Annotated in this window: 23 protein-coding genes; 15 read left to right on the top strand and 8 right to left on the bottom strand. The window is 71.4% G+C overall.

Annotation, left to right across the window (positions count from 1 at the left end; genetic code table 11):
- The first annotated feature begins 302 nt into the window (after positions 1-302).
- Entirely contained in the window at positions 303-845 is a 543-nt protein-coding gene (locus OG432_RS02345; protein ID WP_328307180.1) for a hypothetical protein, read from the top strand.
- 342 nt (positions 846-1,187) lie between these two features.
- Positions 1,188-2,864 carry a molybdopterin-dependent oxidoreductase gene (locus OG432_RS02340; protein WP_328307178.1) on the top strand — a complete coding sequence of 559 codons (1,677 nt, stop codon included), beginning with the start codon at positions 1,188-1,190 and terminating at the stop codon, positions 2,862-2,864.
- 155 nt (positions 2,865-3,019) lie between these two features.
- Here OG432_RS02340 and OG432_RS02335 read toward each other — a convergent pair whose 3' ends face one another.
- Positions 3,020-3,622, bottom strand: coding sequence for a fasciclin domain-containing protein (locus OG432_RS02335; protein ID WP_443058323.1), 603 nt, complete (start codon positions 3,620-3,622; stop codon positions 3,020-3,022).
- A 512-nt stretch (positions 3,623-4,134) separates the two neighbouring features.
- Here OG432_RS02335 and OG432_RS02330 point away from each other — a divergent pair.
- From OG432_RS02330 to OG432_RS02320, 3 genes are all read left to right on the top strand, one after another.
- The gene (locus OG432_RS02330; RefSeq protein WP_328307176.1) at positions 4,135-4,638 is read left to right on the top strand and encodes a DUF4383 domain-containing protein; all 504 of its coding nucleotides are present in this window, start codon (positions 4,135-4,137) and stop codon (positions 4,636-4,638) included.
- A gap of 480 nt (positions 4,639-5,118) precedes the next feature.
- Positions 5,119-5,943 (top strand): SDR family oxidoreductase, encoded by an 825-nt coding sequence (locus tag OG432_RS02325; RefSeq protein WP_328307174.1) that lies wholly within the window; start codon positions 5,119-5,121, stop codon positions 5,941-5,943.
- 321 nt (positions 5,944-6,264) lie between these two features.
- The gene (locus OG432_RS02320) at positions 6,265-6,747 is read left to right on the top strand and encodes a DedA family protein (protein ID WP_328307172.1); all 483 of its coding nucleotides are present in this window, start codon (positions 6,265-6,267) and stop codon (positions 6,745-6,747) included.
- A gap of 61 nt (positions 6,748-6,808) precedes the next feature.
- Here the strand turns inward: OG432_RS02320 and OG432_RS02315 are convergent, their stop codons facing one another.
- Positions 6,809-7,396, bottom strand: a complete 588-nt coding sequence (locus tag OG432_RS02315; RefSeq protein WP_328307170.1) for a molybdopterin-dependent oxidoreductase — start codon at positions 7,394-7,396, stop codon at positions 6,809-6,811.
- Between the two features lie 247 nt (positions 7,397-7,643).
- Here OG432_RS02315 and OG432_RS02310 point away from each other — a divergent pair, with 247 nt between their 5' ends.
- On the top strand, positions 7,644-8,327 hold the full coding sequence (locus OG432_RS02310; protein WP_328307168.1) for a class I SAM-dependent methyltransferase: 684 nt from the start codon (positions 7,644-7,646) through the stop codon (positions 8,325-8,327).
- Between the two features lie 99 nt (positions 8,328-8,426).
- Here OG432_RS02310 and OG432_RS02305 read toward each other — a convergent pair whose 3' ends face one another.
- The 5 genes from OG432_RS02305 to OG432_RS02285 all read right to left on the bottom strand — a co-directional run bounded on the left by OG432_RS02305 (position 8,427) and on the right by OG432_RS02285 (position 12,203).
- Positions 8,427-8,918 carry a hypothetical protein gene (locus OG432_RS02305; RefSeq protein WP_328307166.1) on the bottom strand — a complete coding sequence of 164 codons (492 nt, stop codon included), beginning with the start codon at positions 8,916-8,918 and terminating at the stop codon, positions 8,427-8,429.
- A gap of 138 nt (positions 8,919-9,056) precedes the next feature.
- Entirely contained in the window at positions 9,057-9,782 is a 726-nt protein-coding gene (locus tag OG432_RS02300; RefSeq protein ID WP_328307164.1) for a glycosyltransferase, read from the bottom strand.
- Positions 9,779-10,405, bottom strand: a complete 627-nt coding sequence (locus tag OG432_RS02295) for a class I SAM-dependent methyltransferase (RefSeq protein ID WP_328307162.1) — start codon at positions 10,403-10,405, stop codon at positions 9,779-9,781. The genes OG432_RS02300 and OG432_RS02295 overlap by 4 nt, the downstream gene beginning before the upstream one ends.
- Positions 10,402-11,166, bottom strand: a complete 765-nt coding sequence (locus OG432_RS02290; RefSeq protein ID WP_328307160.1) for a PIG-L deacetylase family protein — start codon at positions 11,164-11,166, stop codon at positions 10,402-10,404. The genes OG432_RS02295 and OG432_RS02290 overlap by 4 nt, the downstream gene beginning before the upstream one ends.
- The gene (locus OG432_RS02285; RefSeq protein WP_443058541.1) at positions 11,163-12,203 is read right to left on the bottom strand and encodes an acyl-CoA dehydrogenase; all 1,041 of its coding nucleotides are present in this window, start codon (positions 12,201-12,203) and stop codon (positions 11,163-11,165) included. Before OG432_RS02285 ends, OG432_RS02290 begins: the two co-directional genes overlap by 4 nt.
- Positions 12,204-12,481: 278 nt before the next feature.
- On the opposite strand from OG432_RS02285, the gene OG432_RS02280 reads away from it, so the two are divergent.
- From OG432_RS02280 to OG432_RS02270, 3 genes are all read left to right on the top strand, one after another.
- Positions 12,482-13,252 (top strand): maleate cis-trans isomerase family protein, encoded by a 771-nt coding sequence (locus OG432_RS02280; RefSeq protein WP_328307158.1) that lies wholly within the window; start codon positions 12,482-12,484, stop codon positions 13,250-13,252.
- Positions 13,253-13,515: 263 nt separating this feature from the next.
- Positions 13,516-14,127 carry a hypothetical protein gene (locus tag OG432_RS02275; protein ID WP_328314973.1) on the top strand — a complete coding sequence of 204 codons (612 nt, stop codon included), beginning with the start codon at positions 13,516-13,518 and terminating at the stop codon, positions 14,125-14,127.
- A gap of 108 nt (positions 14,128-14,235) precedes the next feature.
- Entirely contained in the window at positions 14,236-14,793 is a 558-nt protein-coding gene (locus OG432_RS02270) for a pyridoxamine 5'-phosphate oxidase family protein (RefSeq protein ID WP_328307156.1), read from the top strand.
- Between the two features lie 54 nt (positions 14,794-14,847).
- On the opposite strand, the gene OG432_RS02265 is transcribed toward OG432_RS02270, so the two are convergent.
- A complete protein-coding gene (locus tag OG432_RS02265) occupies positions 14,848-15,618 on the bottom strand; it encodes a class I SAM-dependent methyltransferase (protein ID WP_328307154.1) in 771 nt (256 codons plus the stop codon).
- Positions 15,619-16,719: 1,101 nt separating this feature from the next.
- On the opposite strand from OG432_RS02265, the gene OG432_RS02260 reads away from it, so the two are divergent.
- The 6 genes from OG432_RS02260 (at position 16,720) to OG432_RS02235 (ending at position 22,651) form a co-directional block, all read left to right on the top strand.
- Positions 16,720-18,273: a DEAD/DEAH box helicase gene (locus OG432_RS02260; protein ID WP_328307152.1), complete on the top strand. Its 1,554-nt coding sequence runs from the start codon at positions 16,720-16,722 to the stop codon at positions 18,271-18,273.
- Between the two features lie 318 nt (positions 18,274-18,591).
- A complete protein-coding gene (locus tag OG432_RS02255; RefSeq protein ID WP_328307150.1) occupies positions 18,592-19,362 on the top strand; it encodes a GntR family transcriptional regulator in 771 nt (256 codons plus the stop codon).
- A 121-nt stretch (positions 19,363-19,483) separates the two neighbouring features.
- Complete coding sequence (locus OG432_RS02250) at positions 19,484-19,711, top strand: 4Fe-4S dicluster domain-containing protein (RefSeq protein WP_328307148.1); 228 nt, start codon at positions 19,484-19,486, stop codon at positions 19,709-19,711.
- A 14-nt stretch (positions 19,712-19,725) separates the two neighbouring features.
- Positions 19,726-21,072: an ABC transporter substrate-binding protein gene (locus OG432_RS02245; protein ID WP_328307146.1), complete on the top strand. Its 1,347-nt coding sequence runs from the start codon at positions 19,726-19,728 to the stop codon at positions 21,070-21,072.
- Positions 21,069-21,896, top strand: a complete 828-nt coding sequence (locus tag OG432_RS02240; protein ID WP_328307144.1) for an ABC transporter permease — start codon at positions 21,069-21,071, stop codon at positions 21,894-21,896. Before OG432_RS02245 ends, OG432_RS02240 begins: the two co-directional genes overlap by 4 nt.
- Positions 21,893-22,651, top strand: coding sequence for an ABC transporter ATP-binding protein (locus OG432_RS02235; RefSeq protein ID WP_328307142.1), 759 nt, complete (start codon positions 21,893-21,895; stop codon positions 22,649-22,651). Before OG432_RS02240 ends, OG432_RS02235 begins: the two co-directional genes overlap by 4 nt.
- Positions 22,652-22,680: the final 29 nt, after the last annotated feature.

Below are 22,680 nucleotides of genomic sequence, written 5' to 3'. Positions count from 1 at the left end.
ACGTGAGTAGCACCGGGTTCAGCATCCGCCTCAACGAGATACCCGGCGGCGGCGTCTCAGCTGACGGCAAGCACACCACAGAAACCATCGGCTGGACCGCTCGATCCGACGCACTCGGCCAACGGGGCAGCGGTGGCGCCGTTCCCCGATCCGCATGTGCCGCCGGATGCCGCCTCGTGCGCACCCGTCGCTGTGCTCGGGCGATTTCGGCGGGGCAGACGAGTTCGGACGAGAGGTCTAGGGTGGAGTTACGCGCCCCAGACCCGGCCGTCCGATCCCTCCGGCCGCAGGCGGTGCCGATCATGAAACACACTCTCCAGCACGCGCACACCCCGAGCCAAGATGCCAGCCGTGTTGACGCTGAATCGGGCCCCCGGACTGGAGGGCAGTTCGGCGAGGCGTACGACCAGCACGCCGAGCCGCTCTTCGCCCTCGCCCGATTGCTGTGCGAGGACAACCGCAAGGCAAGCAGTGCCTTCGTCACGGCCATGGCCTGCCTCGGCGCGCATCCGCACGACCTTGCGGATGACCCGCGCTGCCAACGGCGCCGCCTCGCCGAGGAACTCTGGCGGGCAGCGGGCTGCCCGCCCCAATATCCTGATCGAAGCGTGCGTCCCGCGATCAGCGGGCCCGCCGCCGACCAACGGAAAGGTATCCGCAGCAGGCCATCCCCGTCGGTCTCGCCCGAGTCATTCTGCTCGACCGAACAGGCGCTCCTGGGCCTGGTTCTTCTCGGCGGTCATACATACCGCGAGGCAGCCGACCTCCTGGATCTGCCCCCGGACGCCGCGGCCCAGCAGCTCCGTGAAGCACTCCTGGCCGAGCATCAGTGTGCGGATCATTGATGGGCACTCCGCCCCATGACTGGCGGGGTCGCGAAGGGCTGGGCCCGGCGACTGTGAGGCCACCGGGCCACCGCGCCACCGGGCCACCGCGCCACCGCGCTCCTGGGCCTTGCGGCCGTCAGGCCGAGGCGTGATCCGCGAGCGCCTCGTGATGGTCGGCGCTGTGGGCGTGATCGGTGTGAACGCCGGCCGCGGAGCCACACCGCTGCGCCATGCGCGTTTGCCTGGCCCTCAACGCTGCTCCCTCCTCCGCGAGAGTCCAGCGGCCATCCGTGTGGCTCCTGGTCGCATTGAGCACGCGTTGACGGTCTCCTTGGGGGTGTGCGGTGTCGAATACGATGCATGGCGAAGCTTTGGAGTGGCTGGATTCGCGTAGTGCTGGCGGCCTTGAGCGGTCTGCTGGCCGGGTACGCGGCGTTGGCGGTGGCGGAGTTGGTGTCGGCCGCGGTGCGCCCTCAGGCGAGCCCGGTGGTTGCTGTGGGGGGCGCCGCGATCGACCGGACGCCGCCCGCGGTCAAGGACTGGGCGATCCGTCATTTCGGCACGAACGACAAACTCGTCCTTCAGCTGGGCATCCTTGCGGTCCTGGCACTCTTCGCGATGCTGCTCGGCGTTGTCGCGTTGCGCTACCGGAGGATCGGCGCTGCTGGGGTGCTGCTCTTCGGTGGGGTGGGGGCGCTCGCGGCGACCAGCCGCCCCGACTCCACCGGAGCAGCAGACGCGGTGCCGTCGATCGTCGGGACGGTGGTTGCCGCTGGGCTGTTGTTCTGGCTGATCGGCCGCCTGCAAACGCACCGTTCGCCCCACCGCGCCGTAGGTGAACCGGATGCCGCCGATCGTCGGGTCCCATCGGCAGGCTCCAACGCGACCGTCGACGAGCCGGAACCTCCCTCGGCTGGTGGCGCGGCGGGGGAGGGGTGGGACCGCCGTGGGTTCGTCGTGGCCGCGACCGCTGCCGCGGCCGCATCCACGGGGGCGGGCTGGCTCGGCCTGTCGCTGAACGGTTCCAGCGGCCAGAGCGCGGTCGCATCCCGCTCCAAGGTGGTCCTGCCCCGCCCGGCTTCTCCCGCAGCTCCGGTGCCCAAAGGCGCCGAGCTGCGGATCCCGGGAATCAGCCCCTTCTTCACTCCGAATGCCGACTTCTACCGGGTCGACACCGCGCTGGTGGTGCCGAAAGTCGATGCCACTACCTGGCGTCTGACGGTCCACGGCAAGGGCGTGTCGCGGCCGCGCACCGTCACCTTCGACGATCTGATTCACGGCCGGGCGGGGGAACTCATCGAGAGGGACGTCACCCTGGCATGCGTTTCCAACGAAGTCGGCGGCCCCTACATCGGCAACGCCCGCTGGATCGGCGTGCGGCTCACCGATCTCCTTCGGGAGGCGGGGGTTCAGCCGCCGTCGAAGGGCGGGCCGGCAGATCAGCTGGTGGCAAGGTCGGTGGACGGGATGACGATCGGCAGCCCGGTCGAGGACGTCATGGACGGCCGGGACGCCATGCTCGCGGTCGGCATGAATGGCCAGCCGTTGCCCTTTGAGCACGGCTTCCCGGTCCGCATGCTCGTTCCCGGCCTGTTCGGTTACGTATCAGCGTGCAAGTGGATCGAGGACCTCGAGCTGACAACCTTCGATGCCTACGACTCGTACTGGGTCAAGCGCAGTTGGGCGCGCCGGGGCCCGATCAAGACGGAATCGCGGATCGACACGCCCAAACCGTTCGCCCGCCCGGCGAAGGGGACGGTGATGGTCGCCGGCGTCGCCTGGGCCCAGCACCGCGGTATCGACCGGGTCGAAATCCGCGTCGATGACGGGCCGTGGCAGCCGGCCGACCTCGCCGCACAGGACACCACGGACACCTGGCGCCAGTGGTCCTTCCCCTGGAAGGCGACGACCTCCGGCAGTCACACTCTCACCGTCCGCGCCACCGACCGCACCGGAACGGTGCAGACGGAGAAGCGGACCCCGACCATTCCCGACGGTGCGAGTGGCTGGCACTCCGTCGTCGTCACCGTGCAGTAGGCCGCAGACGCACCGAACCGGCGAAGTCGGCCCGGTGCGTCTGCGGCGAGTTGAGTGGAGTGGTACAGCGGCGGGCGTCCGCAGACCGCGCCGCGCGGCCAGAACGCGCTTACGCCCGGATTGCGGCGAACGGGGGCGGCCTGCGGAGACACGAGCTACTTCATGTTGCCCATCATGTCGGAAGGCATGAGGACGCTGTCGATGATGTACACGGTGGCGTTGGCGGTCGGCACGTTGCCGCAGACCACCGTGGCGGTCTTGTTCACCTTGTAGGTGTCGCCCGATGCGGACGTCGTGACTTTGCTCTTCTCCAGCGTCGTGAACGATCCGTTCTTCAGCTGGTTCGGGGTGAGCTTCTCACCGACGACGTGGTACGTGAGGATCTTCGTGAGGTCCGCTTTGTTGGCCAGAACCTTGTCCAGCGTGGCCTTGGGGATCTTCGCGAATGCCGCGTTGGTCGGGGCGAACACCGTGATGTTCTTGGCGTTGTTGAGGGTGTCGACGAGGCCGGCCTTCTTGACCGCGGTCACCAGCGTGGACAAGGCGGGATTGCTGGACGCGGCGGTGGCGACCGGGTCCTTGGCCATGCCGGAGAAGCTGCCCGAGCCCTGCTTGGGGACGGAGGAACATCCGGACCCGAAGGGCTGCGTGGCGCTATCCGCGGCGTGCGCCGCCGACGGGGCAAGGAGAGCCACCGACAGCGGCAAGGTGAGTGCTGCGGCCCATGTCGCAGCACGGCGCGTACGTGTGGAAGTCACTGATTTTCCCTTCGTCACAGGAAGGGCGGGCAAAGGCCCGTCGCTGGAAAGAGCCCTCAGAAAAAAGGGGCTCGCGCTGCCGGAAGCGTGGGGGGCCACACCCGTAGGGGCGCTCCTCGTCCAAACGCCAAGTGAGGGAATCCGGCGCGCCATACACATGCATTATCTCCCCCCGGGCGGGGCCGCTGTCCACCGCAGCCGTTCCCGCCCGGTCACCTGGAGCGCCGCCGTTGCCCGTCGGGCCCAGCGCCTCGCCGCGCCGCAAAGGTATTCCACTGATGATCCCCGCCCGTGCGAGGGCCTACGCCGCCGGCGCATGAGGGAGGTCTTCGAGAATCCGGTGCCCGGCACCAAGCGGGGCAGCGGCCGGCAACGAATACCAGGTGAGCGGGGCGCGCTGCCGTATCCGTGAAGTGAGGGACCGCTTACGGCAGCGGCCCGGCTCGTGCACCCCGCCTCACCGGCTGGGACGTCTGGTTCTGTCAAGAGCAGGAATGAAGGGGGCCAGGAACATGGCCACGATCGGCAGCACACATACGAGACTTCGGCGGCACGTGGTGCTGGATGAGCACCTTCCCGTCGATCACCGCCTGAGCCGCGTCTATCGCTTCGGCGCCGGGGCCGCGGGCCTGTTCCTGGTCACGTTCGGCATCCTCGGGCTCATCGACCAGATCGGCTTCTTCAGCACCGGCGCCAACATGGTCCTGGGCCTGAACAGCAACGGTGCGCTGAGCGCCGTGTCCATCGCGGTCGGCGCCCTGCTCCTGGCCGGCGCGGTCCGGGGCGGCAACACGGCGTCCAGTATCAACATGGCCACCGGGACAGCGTTCCTGCTAGCCGGGTTCGCCAGTCTTGCCCTCCTCGACAGCCGCTTCAACTTCCTGGCGTTCCACATCCAGAACGTGCTGTTCAGCTTCGTCGTCGGGATCATGCTCATGACGTTCGGCATGTACGGCCGAGTCAGCGGCACACTGCCCCACGACAACCCGTACTGGCAGGCACGCCACCCCGAGTGAAGTGCAGGCGGCACTCCTGAAGCGGGCAGGGCGCCAGTTGAACCATCGGTCGGGCCAACGTGTCTCCCGCGCGGGCACGTTGCTCAGTGAGGCACCCGAACGACTGGTCGTACCGATCGCGGTGATCTAGGCGCCGTGCCAGTGCGTGGCCAGGCCCGCACCGTTGCGTTCGGTGGTCTCGATGAACCCGTCGACCACCTTGTGGTCCAAGCAGCCCAGCCGCCGGCTCCCCAGCGCCGGAAACACATGATGCTCAAGCGGTGAGTCCAGGTGCCGCAGCGAGGAAACCTCCAGATGCAGCTGGCGTTCGGGGTGGATGACGGGTTCGAGGTTCGGAGAGGTGAAGGGTCACGACGGCCCCCCGATCCCGGCACCGGAACTGCCGGGGTTGCCTTGGAGCACACTCCAGGGTGTTGGCTGGGGGAGCAACACCGTGACGTGCCGACCGCACGGATGACGAGCTTTCTCGAGGAGTGCACCATGACGCAGAAGATCTGGTTCATCACCGGCGCCTCGCGCGGCTTCGGCAGGGAGTGGGCCATCGCCGCCCTCGAACGCGGCGATTCGGTGGCCGCGACCGCGCGCGACCTCTCCACGCTGGGTGACCTTCGGGAGAAGTACGGAGAGAGGCTGCTGCCTCTGCGCCTCGACGTGACGGACCGTGACGCCGACTTCGACGCCGTACGGCAGGCGCACGAACGGTTCGGGCGTCTCGACGTGGTGGTCAACAACGCCGGTTACGGTCACTTCGGCCTGATCGAAGAACTCACCGAGGCCGAGGCGCGCGCACAACTGGAGACCAACCTGTTCGGTGCCCTGTGGATCACGCAGGCGGCGCTGCCGTTCCTGCGCGAGCAGGGCAGCGGTCACATCCTCCAGGTCTCCTCCATCGGTGGCATCAGCGCCTTCCCGCTGGTCGGGATCTACCACGCGTCGAAGTGGGCGCTGGAGGGCATGAGCCAGGCACTGGCCCAGGAAGTGGCGCCGTTCGGCATCAAGGTGACACTGATCGAGCCCGGTGGGTTCGCCACCGACTGGGCGGGTTCCTCATCCAGCACGTCCGAGCCGTTGCCGGCGTACGCCGACTTCCACCAGCAGGTGCAGGAACAGCGCCGCAAGCGCGTCGGCACGCCGGGAGACCCGACCGCGTCCGCCGCTGCCGTGCTGCGGATCATCGACGCCGACGAGCCTCCGCTGCGCTGCTTCTTCGGTTCGGCGCCCCTGGGCATCGCCAAGGCCGACTACGAGCAGCGTCTCGCGGTGTGGGAGAAGTGGCAGCCCGTGGCGGAGCTGGCGCAGGGCTGAGCCGGCGCGCGGAGACCCGGCGCGCGGAGCGGGCGGCCGCACGCGGGAACGGGCCGGTACGCGAAGAGGGAACGGGCCGGTACGCGAAGAAGGGGGCCGTACGGGAGGCCGCCGGCCCGTGTGCGTGTTCGGTTAGGCTCGATGTGCCGGGCCGAAAGGCGTGCGGGTTTGGGTTTCGCCACTGAAGGCGCAAACCCATGGAACGGTACGGGTAGAGGTGGGGCGCAAGTGGGAGACGGTGACCACAGGGCTTGCGCCCACCGGGGCGGGACGCCATGCGGATGAGGCACGCGATGGGGCCGGGGTGCGGAGCGTGGCGTCGTGGGTGACGTGCTGCTCACCGCCGGAGCCCTGTATGTGATCGTCCTGCTCCGCGCCGGGGGGACGTTCGCCGTGGGGTGGCTCACCGCCGCCGGTGCCCGGCGCAGCAGGTTCGCCGGACGAATCTCCTCGGCGAAGTTCGGGCGCGCCGAGCGGGCGATCCAGCGATGGGGCGCGCCGGTCGTGGCCGTCTCCTTCCTCACGGTCGGTTTCCAGACCGCCGCGAACTTCCTCGCAGGCACCCTGCGCATGCCGTTGTCGCGCTACCTGCCCGCCCTGTTCGTGGGCGGAGCGGCCTGGGCGCTGATGTACGCGACCGCGGGCCTCGCCGTGTTCAAGGTGCTGGGACGGCTCTTCGCCGAGCGGACGACCCTCGGAGTGTTCGCCGTGGCCGTCCTCTGCCTCGTCATGTGCGGGGTGGTGATGTACCGGCGAAGGCGGTCGGCCCCGTCCACCGGTGAGATCGTGGCCAAGGAATCGTGAGCCGGCCGCGGGGGCGGCCGCTCCGGCGGGGCGCTCGTGGTGTGCGGACCGTGGCCGCGCCCTACCGGTCGTCGTCCTCCTGATAGGAGTGGCGCTGGCCCGCCCAGGGATCGGCGAGGTTGTGATAGCCGCGCTCTTCCCAGAATCCGCGACGGTCCTGCGTCATGTACTCGATCCCGCGCAGCCACTTCGGGCCCTTGTAGCCGAACAGGTGAGGAACCACGAGACGGAGCGGGAAGCCGTGTTCGACGGTCAGCGGTTCGTCGTCGTGGTGGGTGGCCATGACGGTGGTCTCGGCGGTGAAGTCGGCGAGGCGGAGGTTGGCGCTGTACCCGTATTCGGCCCAGGCCATGACGTGTGAAACTCCGTCGGCGGGCGGGGCGAGACCGAGTACGGTGCTCGCCGGCACACCGAAGAAGGTGTGACCGCTGGTGCTGGTGCCGGATGCGCAGTGCAGGTCGGCGTGCACGGTGACCTTGGGCAGGGCGGAGATCTCGGCGAAGGTCCAGGAGTAGGTCTGCCTGTTCGCGGTCGCGCCGAAGACCTGGAGGCTCCACCGGTCCTCGCGGAAACGCGGCACCGGCCCGTAGTGCGAGATGGGCCACCCCTTGGCCGGACGTTGGCCCGGAGGCAGCATCCCTTCCCTCATGGCCGGTCCCGTCCTCCCTCGTGCGTGGACATCGTAAACGCGAGGCATGAGCCTACGTCACGCCGGCGGATGCGGCTGTGATCGGTGGATCCGGTTCGAATGTGCTGCGTCGATCGTCGGGTTGCCTTCGCGCCGCAGGCGGCACCCAGCCATCGCTCAGGGCGGCCGGTGGTCCTCACCCGGGGTGGGTGTTGCCGGATCGGCAACAGGAGTGGACCTTCTGGGCGCCGGGAACGATGGTGGGCCGATGACCGACAACATCGCAGAAGCATCTTCCACGGCCACCACCTCGTCGGCGGTCGACGGTTACATCGGAGACCCCGCGGTACGTGACGAATGGGACAACCGGTACGCCGAACGGCAGCAGTTGTGGAGCGGTAGCCCCAACGGCGCACTCGTCGCCGAGGTCGCCGGGCTCGCACCCGCGCGCGTGCTCGACGTCGGCTGTGGGGAAGGCGCGGACGCCATCTGGCTCGCACGCGGCGGCTGGGACGTGACCGCTCTGGAGGTCTCGGGAGTGGCGCTGGAGCGGGCGGCCGCGCATGCGCGGGACGCCGGTGTCACCGTGCGCTGGGTTCACGCCGCGCTGGCCGAGGCGCGGCTCCCTTCGGCCTCCTTCGATCTGGTCTCCGCGCAGTACCCGGCCCTGCTGCGCACCCCCGACGCCGCCGCCGAGCGCGCCCTGCTCGATGCCGTCGCGCCCGGCGGCGTCCTGCTGCTGGTCCATCATGCGGGGATGGAGACCCGTCCGCCCGAGGAGGACAGCGCCTTCGACCCGGCCGACTACGTCTGGCCCTCGATGGTCGCGGCGCTGCTGAACGGCGACTGGCAGGTCGAGGTGGACGAGCAGCGCCCCCGCGTCGCACCCGACGGGGGCGCGGGCGCGCACCACACCGACGACGTGGTGCTGCGCGCACGACGCCTGCGCTGAACCGGGGGCCACGAGGACCTGGGGTTACACGGGTCGCGTGGGCCACGGGGACCCGGGGGTTACGCGGGTCGCGCGGGTCGCGGGGGCGACGGCGGGGGCTTACCCGATCGGGTTCCAAACGGCCGTCGTGACCCCCATCCTGCGTCCGTCGAGTTTCGCCGTGGGGTAGACGGTGCATCCCGCCGAGGTCGAGCCGTGCCCCGGTGTGGTCGGTATGACCGCCGTACAGGTGCCGATGCCGTCCGCCTCGTTGGTGTACCCGTCACTTTTCTTGAAGTGCAGGGTGAAGGTCACCGAGGCGGAGCCCTGTTCGCTGCCTTGGTTGTCGAAGACGCCGGTCAAGGGGCAACCCTGGCTGGAGCAGGGACCTGCCGCCTGCCATCCCGACGTCACGAAGTAGACCTGACCGCAGTGCACTCCGAGGCACGGGCGGCCCGTGCTGGGCGTCGCACTCGGCGTGGACGAGGCCGTGTCACCCAACCAGCTCTTCACCTGGTCGACGTTGTGCACGCCGAAAAAAGCGGCGACGGCCAGGGCGGCGCTCACCACCCCTGCCCCCGTCCATCCCGAACCGCGCCTCTCGTCCGTCACTGATTCCCCGTCATATTCGTTTCAGCAATCGAGAGTTCAGCATAATGAGGCATCGGGTGGCTGCGCGAGACCCGGAACGCCGGCGAGTGATCGACGGCGCGCGGCGCCCGTCGTACGGTGGGCGCGGCGGGCCGGGTTTCAGTCGGCGGCCTTCTGGTGTTCTTGGGTGCTTCGCCGCGTCAGGGTCGTCAAATGGTCCGCGAATCCGCCGTGGGCGCGGCCCCGGAGACGGGGAGAGGTGAGGACCGGGCAGGCCGCCGTGGCGAGCACGCGGTGGCCCCCTCGGCGCAGGGCCGCGACGAGCGCACGATCCTCACCCACGGTGAGGGCGGGGAAGCCGCCGACGGAGAGGTAGGCGGCCGCGGTGACACCGAGGTTGGCGCCGTGGACGTGCGGGTGGTGCCAGATGCCGTGGGACGGCCGGGTCGCCTCGTAGCGGACACGGTGCACGTTCGTCACGGACGAGCCGGCCGGCAGGGTGACGGTGCCCACGACCGCCTCCCACCCCTCCCGCGCGCGGGCGAGTTGATGAGCCAGCCAGTGGGGCGGGACCTCGCTGTCGGCGTCGGTGGTGGCGATCCAGATGTGCTCCGCGGCCGTGTCGAGTGCGCGCAGCGCGTGCGCGGCGCCGGCCGCGCGGGCCAGACCGGGGTTCCGGGCATCGCACGTGACGACTGCGGCTCCCGCGGCGCGGGCGACTCGGGCGGTGCGGTCCCGGCAGGCGTCCGCTACGACCACGATCAGCACACGGACCCGCTCCACGCGGGGATGCCCGCTCGCGATGCGGACGGCTTCGAGCGCGACCGGCAGGAGCGACTCCTCGTCGTGTGCGGGGAGGACGACCGCGACGGCCTCGACCCTCATGCCAGGCCCTCCCGCTCGGCGGGCGTGGCCGGCGGGCTCCCGTCGGCGAGCAGGCGCTGATGGATCTGCAGGACGAAGTCGTCCTCCCGGTGATCGGCCAGGAGCACCAGTCCCGGCACGTCCGTCAGCGCGTCGGCGATGCCGCCCCCGGTCGAGAGGTGTTCGGGGACGGGGTGGTTCCAGTGCACGGTGGCCAGGGTGCCGCCGGCCTCCAGGGAGGTGACCGCCCGCTCCAGCAAGGTGCGCAGCGTCGTGTCGTCGAGGTAGTACAGGAGCTCGGACAGCACGATCAAGTCGAAGGTGCCCTCGGGCCACTGGCCGGGAACGATCATGTGCCGCACGCTCACCCACGGGTGCCGGCGGGTGCGCCGCCGGGCCGTGGCGACGGCTTCGGGCACGCGGTCGCAGGCCAGCACCGCATCGCACCGTACCGCCAGGCGCCGGGTCAACTCCCCGACGGAACAAGCCGGTTCGAAGGCGCGCCGGTAGCGCTCCCGGGGCAGGGCGGCGACCGTCAGATCGTACTTGCGCCGCTCGTACCAGCGGTCGGCCAAATGCCACGGGTCCTCGGAGCCGCTGTACATGGCGTCGAAGTACGAGGCCGGAGTGGAGTGGCTGCTCATGTGAAGAACACCTCGAAGTCCCGCAGGTGGTGGGCGAGTTCATCGGGCGGCAGAACAGCCGCGTCGGCCGGGTCCGGGCCCAGGGGGCCGGTCTGCGAGACGAACTCCGCGACGGCCCGTCGCTTCAGCTCCGCGACCTCCGCGGGAAGACGGACCGCCGCCGCGGTGTCCCACGGCACCCGGGGGTCGGCCGGCCGGGCCCAGTGCCACGTCCACACCGGATACGTCCAGCAGACGACGGAGGCTGAACGGGACGCCTGTGACGCGGCCCGGCCGGCCGCCTCGTGATCGCTGTGCACGTCCCCGGACCACGGCGCCAGACACAGCGCGGCACCCTCGACCAGGGGCTCCAGCGCGGCCGTTACGTCGTGTTCGTGCAGGGCGAGGCGGGTGTCCGCCACGCCCAGGCGCACCACTTCGGCGTCGTGCGCGCCGAGGGCCGTGAGCGCCCGACGGAGTTCCGCGGCCCGGACCACGGCCAGTTGGGCGGGCGTGACGCGGGTGCTGCCCGGGTGGGAGCCTTCGCCGTCGGTCACGGACACCACGGTGAGGCGGAGTCCGGCCCGCGCCAGGAGGGCGAGGGTGCCGCCTGCTCCCAGCACCTCGTCGTCCGGGTGGGCCGCCACGACCACGACCCGGCCGTGCTCGGGAAGGGCCGCCGGGGGCAGCGTGTGCAGGCCGTTCCAGGCCCGCCACTCCCGTTCGGGGGTGCCGGGCGCCTGAATCGGGTCGGCGGCTCGGGTCGTGTCCGTTCCGGTCACGTGTGCTCCGTCTCCGCGATGAGCCGGCCGAGTTCGGCCAGACTGCGCTCGCCGTGGTGCTGGCGGAGGTAGACCGCGAGGTCGGTGGCGTGCCGGGTGTGCGAAGGGTTGTGACACAGGGGCTCGGCGCCGGTCGCCCGGCCCACATGGGTCAGGACGTCGGCACAGACCGACTCGACGAACCCTCGCACCCGCAGGCTCCGCAGCCGGGCCGTCCCGTCTTCGTCGGCCGGGTCGCGGTCGATCTCCGCTGCGGCCCGGCTCAGGACCGCGCCCGCCGCGTGCAGACGCATGTCCACCGCGCCGAGGTGGGCGTCGGTGAGCGGCTCCGCCCCGCGTCGCCCCGCCGTCTCGGCCAGGACGCGCGCCACGGTCCGGGCCCCGCCGTACCAGCAGGCCGCGACTCCGATGCCGCCGTGCTGGAAGCCCGGCCTGTTCACGTACGCCTCGACATCGCCGACCGGAACGGCGGGGATGTCGGTGAACGTCACGTCGGCACTGTCGCTCGCCGCCATTCCCAACGCCTGCCAGCTCCCCTCGACGGGCCGGCACCCGCCCGTGGCGACCGCGAAGAGCCGCCGGCCGTCCTCGGCCCCGGCGGTCACCAGAGCGTGGGTGCAGCTGTGTGCTCCCGAGCAGTACCGCTTCAGTCCGTTGATCACCCAGCCGTGCCCGCCGCGCGTCGCCGTGAGCCCCTGTCCGGGCGGCTCGGCGGCCCAGACGCCCCAGCGCTCGCCGGGCCGCACGGCGGGGCCTTCGAGCTCGGCCAGGATCGCGATCGCGTCCACATGGCCTTCCACCAGACGCACCAACGAGAGGTCCCGTTCCGCCACCCGCGTGAGGGCGGCGAACCTGTCCGGGGTCCGGCCGCCTCCCGGGAGCGGGAACTCCAGGGCGCCCGAAGCGATCTCGGCCACGCAGTGCGCGAAGGCCGCGGAGGTTTCCTGACACGCCTCCCGCACCCATGCCGGGCCGCTCGGGCCGCCGAGGCCGGGCGCCTGCGCGTCCGAGCGCACTTCGCCCGCGGGTCCTTGCATCTGCGGTACTCGCATCTGCCGTGCTCCTTACCCAGTGACGGGGACAGTGACAGGAACCGGGTTCGCGGGCGTACGGCCGTCCCCGGCATCGGCGGCGCCGTGTCCTGACGTCCCATCCTCGCCAGGCGCGGGCCCGTCCGCATCACGGGCCCGCGTACGGCGGTGGAGGCTGTGCGGAACGGGCCACCGGTCCCGGGACCGCGCGGTGCTCCCGCGCTGCGTCCGGGGGCGGGCGCTGCGACAGTGGGGGTCCGGCCCGTGTCCGAGAGGAGCGCGAGATGTGGCAGCCCGACGGGTGGGACGTCCGCGTCCGTCTCGGCATTCTGACCCCGCACGCCGACGTCGGCCCCGAGTCGGAGCTGCGCGCCATGGCCCCGGCCGATGTGGGTCTGCACACCGCCAGGGTGCCGTTCGGGGCGATACGACGTGGCGGCGTGATGGACGACACCATCCCGCTGGCTCCGGTGCGCGCCTTCGCCGAGCCACCGGGCGTCGACGAGGCGGCGGCGCTGCTGGGCGCCGCACCGGTGGCGGCGATCGCCTTCGCCTTCACGAGTTCCGCGTACGTCATCGGGCCGCGCGGCGAGGAACGGATGCTGGCCCGGTTGGAGGAGCGGACACAGGGGCTGCCGGTGGTCGCCACCTGTGCGGCCGCCGCCGTGGCCCTGCGCACGATCGGGGCGGGGCGCGTCGCCCTGGTGGACCCGCCGTGGTTCGACACCGAGCTGACGGGACTTGGCCGGGCCTATTACGAGGACTGCGGATTCGAGGTCGCCCACGCGGCCCCGTGCGAACTGCCCAGCGGCCAGACGCGTATCGTGCCGTCGGCCCTGTACGACTGGGTGGTCGCGCAGGTGCCCGACGCGGCGGAGGCGGTGGTGATCGGCGGCAACGGGTTCCGCGCCGTCGGGATCGTCGAAGCGCTGGAGGCCAGTCTCGGCCGGCCGGTCCTGACCGCGAATCAGGTCCTGCTCTGGGCGGCCCTGCGTGCGGCGGGCGCGCCGGCGGAGGAGATCACGGGGTACGGGCGTTTGTTCCGGCACCGCTAGCGGGGCGGGCGGGGCCGGACAGGCAGGGCCGGGTCGCGTCATTCGAAGCAGTGCCGAGGCCACGTGCCGGTCCGCCACCTCTCGGCTCAGCAGTCGTGCTTTCGGTCGATGCGGACGCCCGGCACGCCGGGGCCAAGGGCCTGTTGATCGAGGACCTGTGGCGAAGGGACGGGGCGGCGGCGGGGAGCAGGCTGAGGGTGTGCCGCCACACACCGCGGGCGGCACGTCGCACGACACCCGACCTTCGAGAGGTTTGTCCCGTGATGTTCTCCCGGCCGACTCGCACCCCGCGCCCCCGAGTGGCTGCCGCCGCGATCGCCACCGCGGCCGTAGCCGGTGTGTCCCTCGCCGTGGCCGCCCCGGCCTCCGCCGCGTACGGCCCCGACTACGGCGACGGATATGTCAACGGCTACACAGGCAACTACAGCGACAACTGGACGAAGACCTACGGCAAGGACTACGGCGACGCCTGGACGCCGCGCACACCGGACCGGAACCGGGCCGATGTCGCCGTCTCCGCGTCCGGCCCCGCCCACATCGACCACGACGAGGAACAGCTGTGGACGGTGCAGATCACCAACACCGGCAAGTCCACGGCCTACTCGGTGCGTTCGGTCACCACCCTGCCCAACGGCATCGAGCACCGCGCCCACCGCGTCATCCAGGGCTCCGCCCACGCCGAACTGGGCGGTGACGGACGCGTCGTGGCAACCGTCGGCGCGCTCAAGCCCGGTGAGACCGTACGCATCCAGATCGCCGGCCGCGGCCCTTCCTACGGTGGCGGCAAGGTGCAGCTCGTCACCAAGGTGACGACCTCGTCGCCCGAGAAGACCACCGCCAACAACACCGCGACCGTCCACACCCGGATCGCCTGAGCCGGCGAGGATGCGGGCCGGCCGCGCCCGCCCGGTGGCCGGCCGGCAGCGCGATGATTTCCGTCCTCTCCCGCAGTCGTTAGGGAGGAGAGCGAAAGGAGATCCGTCATGCCTACGCCCGGATCCGCCGAACGACCCACCGCCGAACTCGACTCCCGCTACAGCTCCGCCCTCAACCCCCGCCCCGGTGCCGCACGGCCCGACGCCACCGAATGGGCCGAGGCCCGGCGGCGGCTGGAGGCCGCCGAGATCTTCTGGGTGTCCACGGTGCGGCCCGACGGACGGCTGCACGTCACGCCGGTGATCGCGGCCTGGCACGAGGGAGTGCTGTACTTTTCCACCGGCCCCGGCGAGCAGAAGGCGAAGAACCTCGCCCACGACCGTCACTGCGCCCTGACCACCGGGGGCAACTCGCTCACCGAGGGGCTCGACCTCGTGGTCGAGGGCGTGGCCGAGAAGGTGACCGACCCGGCGGTGATCGAGGAGGTGATCGCCGCGTACGAGTCGAAGTACGGGGCGCACATCACCGCGCCCGAGGGCACCTTCCACGGGATCGGGGACGGCTTCCGCACGGGGGACGTGCTGGTCTTCGCGGTGGCCCCGGGCACGGCGTACGGCTTCGGCCGCGACGGCGGGGCCTTCACCCACACCCGCTGGGCCTTCTGACCGGGACCCGCCACCACGGTCCGCGCCGGGCACCGGCCGGGCCGCGGTCGAGGGTCACAGCACCGCGCGCAGGAGGACCAGGGATCCGTTGTAGGTCGGGCGGTGGCGCAGATGGCCGAAGGCTTCGTCCCAGGCACCGGAGCCGAGGGCGCGGCGCAGGGACGCGTCGAACGCGAGGCGCGCGGCGTCGTCGACGAAGCTCCAGGCCGAGCAGGCCTGCCGGGCGGCTGGGTCGAGGAGCATTTCGGGACGGCCGTAGTAGGCCTCGGTGAATCCGTCGGTGCAGTCCAGCGGGATGGGCACGATCTGCGCGGTGACGGTGCCGCCGAGCGCGGCGGTGAGCCGGTCGAGCGGCGGGTAGCGGCGCACCTCGGTCTCCAGGACCTCGGGGGCGTACTCGTAGAGCCAGAAGTTGCGTACGCGCGCGGGGTCGCGGGTCAGGACGGCGACCGGGCCGCGCGTGACGCGTCGCATCTCGCGCAGGCCGGCCGCGGCGTCGGACCACTGGTGGACGCTGAAGAGGGTCATGGCGGCGTCGAACTGGCCGTCGTCGAAGGGGAGGTCCTCGGCGACGGCGTCGATGGCGGTGGCCAGCTGCGCGGGCCGCTGGGCGCGCAGGGCCAGGGACGGCTCCACCGCGGTGGTGTCGTGCGTCTCGCTCTCGTACGCACCGGTGCCCGCTCCGACGTTGAGGACGGAGCGCGCGTCGCCGAGCGCCCGCGCGATGACGCGGGCGATGCGTTCGTCCGGGCGGCGGTAGGAGCGGTATCCGGGCGTGACGGCGCCGTATTCGTCCTCGCCGACGCCTGCCTCGTAGGTGCGCATGACCATGGGGACCTCGCCTCGTGGGCCTGTTGTGGGCCGGGAGCGGGGCCTCCGCGCCCCGGACGACGCCTCTCATCTTGCATCTGCGAGCCTGAATCGCATAGATGGTTGGCTCACGCTTGGCCTATCCGCCAAAAAACGCGGTATGTGCGGTAGTGGCTTTGGAGGTTGTGGGCCATGGGTGCTCGCCCTCGCGGGGGAGTGGCACGACAGGGAGGAGGCCGGCGGCCTTCACCGGCCTCGTGCTCGCGCTTCGCCTGCCTGGAGCGCGCCTTTCGCCGGTCCCGTGGACATGCTTAGCCCGACTCGTGCGCGGCCCGAAATCCATCTGCTCGCCCCGCCCGCGGATGCCGAACGCCTCGCCACGGGCGGGGAATATCTATGGCCGCGAGATGAGGGTTTAACGCACCGTGCGGGGAGTGTTTTCGCGGCAACGGGCAGAGCGGGGTTATTTACCGTACGCCGCCTGTCGCGCCGTGCTACTGTCGATCTCAGTTGCAGTTGTGGTTCCCACAAACTTCAGGCTCCTTCGCCGGAATTCGCGGCGTCGGAAGCTTTCGTGTGGCCGGTCTCCTCTCCGGACGGGGCATCATCGCGGCGACCCGGCATCCGCGTCTCGCGGGTCCCGGCGCACTGCCCCAAAGGAGATTCGGCATGGCATCAGGCACCGCGAAGTGGCTCGACGAAGGCCGAAAGGCCGCCTTCGGTGACGGGACGGCCCGGAAGGGCCCGACGGCCGAGGATGTCGTGTCCGCTTGACGCCGACGCTCACTTCGTAGCTGGGGCCCGCATCCCTCGGGGTGCGGGCCCCAGCTACGGACATCTCCCGCGGGTGTGTCACCCGCGGGGCCGCGGACGCCGTTCGCAGCCCCGCCTTTCGGGAGCGTTTGAACTCGCGCCGACCGATGTGCGGGTTTCCGTATCCGTCGCATCGCACCCCCGACACCCGCACCCCCTTTCAATTTCGGCTTGCATTTCGTTTCGAATTCACCGCAGGCCGTGCCCATCCGCGCATTCCATTCGGTTCGTTCTCGAGATTCCCCGCGCTGTACTTTCGCTGCGGGAATTCCTTGATACGCGCCGTATCAAGGAAGGTTCTCGATGAACCCCACCCGTACGAACAGCCGCTCCTCCCGCTCGCGCCGGACCGAGGCTCCCGCCTTCGCCTCCGGTGGCGAGGCGCGTCGAGGCGCCCGCTTCGGTTCGCCTGCCGCGACCCGCTCCGGCGGCCCCGCTCGGTCCGGCGCACCTGCCCGCAGCGGCGGCTCGGGCCGCCAGGGCGGCCGCAGGCCCGCGGTCCAGGGCGAGTTCGCGCTGCCGAAGACGATCACTCCCGCGCTGCCCGCGGTCGAGGCGTTCGCCGACCTGGACATGCCCGCCCCCCTGCTGGCCGCACTGACCGCGCAGGGCGTGAGCGTTCCGTTCCCGATCCAGGGCGCGACGCTGCCCAACACCCTCGCGGGCCGCGACGCTCTGGGACGCGGCCGCACCGGCTCCGGCAAGACCCTCGCCTTCGGCCTGGCCCTGTTGGCCCGCACCGCCGGACAGCGCGCCGAGCCCCGCCAGCCCCTCGCCCTGGTCCTCGTGCCGACGCGAGAGCTGGCCCAGCAGGTCACCGACGCCCTCACCCCCTATGCCCGCGCGGTGAAGCTGCGCCTCGCCACGGTGGTCGGCGGCATGTCGATCGGCAGGCAGGCCAACATGCTGCGCGGCGGCTCCGAGGTCGTCGTCGCGACGCCTGGACGGCTCAAGGACCTCATCGACCGCGGTGACTGCCGGCTCAACCAGGTCGCGATCACCGTCCTCGACGAGGCCGACCAGATGGCCGACATGGGCTTCATGCCCCAGGTCACCGCGCTCCTGGACCAGGTGCGCCCCGAGGGTCAGCGCATGCTGTTCTCGGCCACCCTCGACCGCAACGTCGACCTCCTGGTCCGCCGTTACCTCGTCGACCCCGTCGTCCACTCCGTCGACCCGTCCGCGGGCGCGGTCACCACGATGGAACATCACGTCCTGCACGTCCACGGCGCCGACAAGCAGCGCACGACGACGCACATCGCGGCACGCGACGGCCGGGTGATCATGTTCCTCGACACCAAGCACGCAGTCGACCGGCTCACCCAGGACCTCCTGAACAGCGGCGTCCGCGCCGCCGCCCTGCACGGCGGCAAGTCGCAGCCCCAGCGCACCCGCACCCTGGCCCAGTTCAAGACCGGACACGTCACCGTGCTCGTCGCCACCAACGTGGCCGCCCGCGGCATCCACGTCGACAACCTCGACCTCGTGGTCAACGTCGACCCGCCGACCGACCACAAGGACTACCTGCACCGCGGCGGCCGCACCGCCCGCGCCGGCGAGTCCGGCAGCGTCGTCACCCTGGTCACCCCCCAGCAGCGCCGCGACATGAGCCGCCTCATGGCCGCCGCCGGGATCGTGCCCCAGACCACCCAGGTCCGCTCCGGCGACGAGGCCCTCAGCCGGATCACCGGAGCGCAGGCCCCGTCCGGCGTCCCCGTGACGATCACCGCGCCCGTGGCCGAGCGACGGCAGCGCGGTACGTCCGCACGCGGCGCCTCCTCGCGCGGCCGCCGGAGCCCCGCCTCGGCGGCCCGGCGCGTGAGCGCGCGCCAGACCTCCTTCGACGCGGCGGCCTAGGCGCATCGCGCCGTCACGAAACGGACCGAGTCCGCCTGCGTGACACCTTCGGCGCCCCCGCGGCGGCCCGGCCCACGGGCGGGCGGCCGCGGGGGCGCCGTGATCGAGGGACGAGGGCCCGACCGCCATCTGGCGGTCGGGCCCTCGCCGCGTTCGAGCGCAGGCCGGGGCATGCCCTGTCCACCCTGTGGGCACCGGGGTGGCGGATCTTGTACGGGTCTCCGCATAACCGCAGGTCAGCGCCCTGAGGGTCGGGCGCGAGGTGGCGCAATACTGTGGCAACACCATGGGAGGGGCCCGGCCGGTACGTTCCCTGCCATGCCAGCAGAACCCGCCCCCGCCTCGCTTCCGGTCGCCGCCGCGCGCCGTCGGCGGCTGCGCGCCGACCAGGCACGGCAGCTCGCCGACCTGCTGCGCCACCAGATCCTCACGGGCGGTTTTCCCGGTGGCGTGCTCCCCCTGGAACACGCCATCGCCGCCGACTACCGGGCGAGCCGCAACACCGTTCGCCAGGCCCTGAAAATGCTGCGCGACGAACAACTGGTGGCCCGGCAACCCGGCGTCGGCACCGTAGTGGTCTGCGAGAAGAAATACCCGCACGGCCTCGACCGGCTCCAGGGGCTCGCCGAGACCCTGCACGAGCACGGCAGAGTGACCAACGAGGTGCGCACCGTCGGACCGGTCCGCGCCCCGACCCCGGTGGCGCACCGGCTCGGGCTGCCCGAACAGGGCGACGTGCTGTGCATCGAGCGACTGCGCCGCCTGAACGGGCTTCCGCTCTCCCTCGACCTGTCCTACCTGCCGATGGACGTGGGCGGCGAACTGCTCGGCTGCGACCTGGAGAACACCGATGTCTTCCGGCTCCTGGAATCGCTGACCGGCGGCCCGCTGGGCCATGCCGAGGTCACGCTGGAGGCGGTCAACGCCGACGCGCACTCCGCCGCGGTGCTCCAAGTACCGCGCGGCGCAGCCGTCTTGATGCTGGAGCGGCTCACCCACCTGCCCGACGGGCGGCCCGTGGACCTGGAGTTCATCCGCTTCCGCGGCGACCGCATCAGCATGAGCGGCGTACTCCACCGCTCTCTGTGACCCCGGCCGCCCGGCCCTTCCCGGATCCCCGCACCGATACGACCCGGCCCCTCATCGACCCCGGCCCCTTTCCCCCCGGCTCCTTTCATCCCGCCCCCGCCCCCTTCGCCTGGAGACAGCCATGCCTCTCGTCCCGCACCGCGCCGACGTGCCCGTGACCATCGACGAGTCCAAGTGCATCGACGGCTGCACCCTCTGCGTCGACATGTGTCCGCTCGACTCCCTCGCGATCCGGGAGGACAACGGCAAGGCGTACATGCACGTGGACGAGTGCTGGTACTGCGGCCCCTGCGCGGCCCGCTGCCCCACCGGCGCGGTCACCGTCAACATGCCCTATCTGCTCCGTTGAAAGGCCCAACCAGCATGCTCAGCAAGCGAGTCGCACCGCTCCTCGCCCTCGCTCTGGTCCTGCCGCTGGCCGGCGGCTGCGCGGGCGCGGCCGGGGCCGACAGCAAGGACGGCGCGAAGTCGGTCACGGTCACCGTCGGCTACCAGTCCAAGACCATCAACACCGTCACCGCGGGCACCCTGCTGCGTTCCCTCGGCTACTTCGAGGACGAACTCGCCGCCCGCGGACACAAGGACGGCATCACCTACCACGTGAAGTGGCAGGACTACGCCACCGGCGCCCCCATCACCGCCCAGATGACCGCGGGAAAGATCGACATCGGGTCGATGGGCGACTTCCCGCTGCTCATCAACGCGGCCCGGGGCAAGGAGCTCAAGCAGCCGACGAAGCTCGTGTCCGTGACCGGCTACAACCTGCGCGGCGGCCTCAACACCGTTCTGGTCGCGCCCGGTTCACCGCTGAAGTCCCTGGCCGACCTGCGCGGCAAGAAGGTGTCCACGAGCATCGGGTCGGCTGCCGACGGCACCCTCGTCCGCGCGCTGCAGCAGGCGGGCATCGACCCCGACAAGGGGATCCGCAAGCTCAACCAGCAGCCGAGCGTGGGTGCTTCCGCGCTGACGGCGGGCAGTGCCGACGCGCTCTCCCAGTTCGTCGCCTGGCCGGGGCAGCTGGCCTTCGAGGGGAAGGGCAAGGCCCTGTACGACGGCGCCCAGTTGAACCTCCCCACCTTCCACGGCGTCACCGTCCGCGCGAAGTTCGCCAAGGACCACGCCGCGGTCCTCGACGCCTTCCTCGCGGCCCAGCGCCGCGCCACCGACTATCTGCGCACCAAGCCCGTGGCGGCCGCCGAGTCGGTGGCCAAGGAGACGGGGCTGCCCGCCGAGGTGGTCTACCTGTACAACGGAGCCAACGGCATCGCGACCTTCGACCCGGCCCTGCGCCCCGAACTGATCGACGCCCTCAAGCGGGACGTGCCGGTCCTCAAGGCCGAGAAACTGGTCGGTGACGTGGACGTCGACGCCTTCGTCGACGCGGCCCCGCTCCAGCGCGCCGTGCGGGCCCCCGCCTATCCGCGGGCGGCCGCCGCCACGTCCGAACTGTGGCTCAAGGGCCAGGACACGACCCGCTCCTTCGACAGCCCCAAGGAACTCCTCAAGGCCGTCAAGGGCGCCGACGTCCGGGCCGCGTACGTGCCCGACGCGGTGACCGGCACCCTGTGGTTCGCCGACCGTGCGGTCTGGGTGGCGGACGGCGCCGACCTGCGCGCCTTCGTCACCCCCGCAGGCGCCGAGGCGTACGTCGCCCAGCACCCCGGGGCGCGGACCGTCGACTACGCGAGCGCACGGGAGCTGGCCTCGTGAGCGCGGGACGCTGGCTGCTGCGCGCCGCATCGCTCGCCGCCGCCCTCGCGCTGTGGCAGCTTCTCACCTCCTACGACGTCGACCTGTGGCTGCGCTTCGAGCAGTTCCCCACCGTCGGCGAGGTGGCCTCCGCCTTCACCGAACGGGCCGCGACGGCCGAGTACTGGCAGGACCTCGGGTACAGCCTGCGCCGGATCGCGATCGGCTTCGTGCTCGCCGCGATCCTCGGCGTGGCCACCGGCACCGCCGTGGCGCGCTCGCGCTGGGCCGCGGACCTGCTCGGCCCGCTGATCGAGGTGGTCAGGCCGGTGCCCGCCATCGCCCTGGTGCCGGTCGCGATCCTGCTGCTGCCCACCAACGAGCAGGGCATCGTGTTCATCACCTTCGCCGCCGCCTTCTTCCCCGTCGTCGTCTCGACACGGCACGCGGTGCGCGCGCTGAGCCCGGTGTGGGAGGAAGCCGTGCTCACCATGGGCGGCGGCCGGCTCCGCGTGCTGTTCTCGGTGGTGCTGCCCGGGGCGCTGCCGGGCATCTTCGGCGGCATTTCGGTGGGCGTCGGCGTCTCCTGGAACTGCGTGATCTCCGCCGAGATGATCTCGGGGGAGTACGGGGTGGGCTACCGCACCTGGCAGGCGTACACCGTCGTCGACTACCCGGGGGTGTTCGTCGGCATGGTCACCATCGGCGCGCTCGGCTGGCTGACCTCGACGGCCGTGGAGCTCGCCGGCCGCAGGGCCACCGCCTGGCTGCCCCGCCCGGCCGGCACCGGCCGGGCCGCCCGCCGCACCGTCGCCGCACCACCAGTGAAGGAGCCCGTCGCATGAGCACCACCACGACGCCGCCCCGCACGGCCACCCCGACGGGCGCCGAACTCGTCCTGGAAGACGTCCGGTTGGGGCACCCCGACGGGCCGCCCGTACTCGGCGCGCTCGATCTGCGCGTGACACCGGGGGAGGTGCTGACCGTGGTCGGGCCCTCCGGCTGCGGGAAGTCCACCCTGTTGCGCACCCTGGCCGGGCTGCTGCCCGCCCTCGGCGGCCGGATCACCCAGGACGGCCGGCCGGTCACCCGTCCCGACGCCGACCGGGCCCTGGTCTTTCAGCACGACGCGCTGCTGCCCTGGCGGACCGTGCGCGCCAACATCGAGCTGCCGCTGGCGATCCGCCGCGTCCCGAGGGACGAGCGCCGCACCGCCGCCGCCGAATGGCTCGACCGCGTCGAACTGTCCGGACACGCCACCAAGCTCCCGCACCAGCTGTCCGGCGGTCAGCGTCAACGCATTCAGCTGGCACGGGCGTTGGCGGGCCGGCCGCGCGCGGTCCTGATGGACGAGCCGTTCGGCGCGCTCGACGCGCACACCCGGTCCGGGATGCAGGACCTGCTCGTGGACATCCTGGGCGAGTCCGGCGCCACCGTCGTCTTCGTCACGCACGACGTGGACGAGGCCCTCCACCTCGGTGACCGGGTCGCCCTGCTCGCCGCGGGCCTCGTACTCCCGGTCCCGCACCCCCGGCAGCGGGACGCGGCCGGGGCCCCCGGGACCACGGCCCTGCGCCGCCGCGTCCTCGCCTCCCTCTGATTCCGCCGATCCCTCCGAAAGGCCTTCCG

The sequence above is a fragment of the Streptomyces sp. NBC_00442 genome (assembly GCF_036014195.1).
GTDB lineage: Bacteria > Actinomycetota > Actinomycetes > Streptomycetales > Streptomycetaceae > Streptomyces.
The sequence above is the reverse complement of the archived record's forward strand: the minus strand, read 5'-3'. Positions and strand labels throughout refer to the sequence as shown.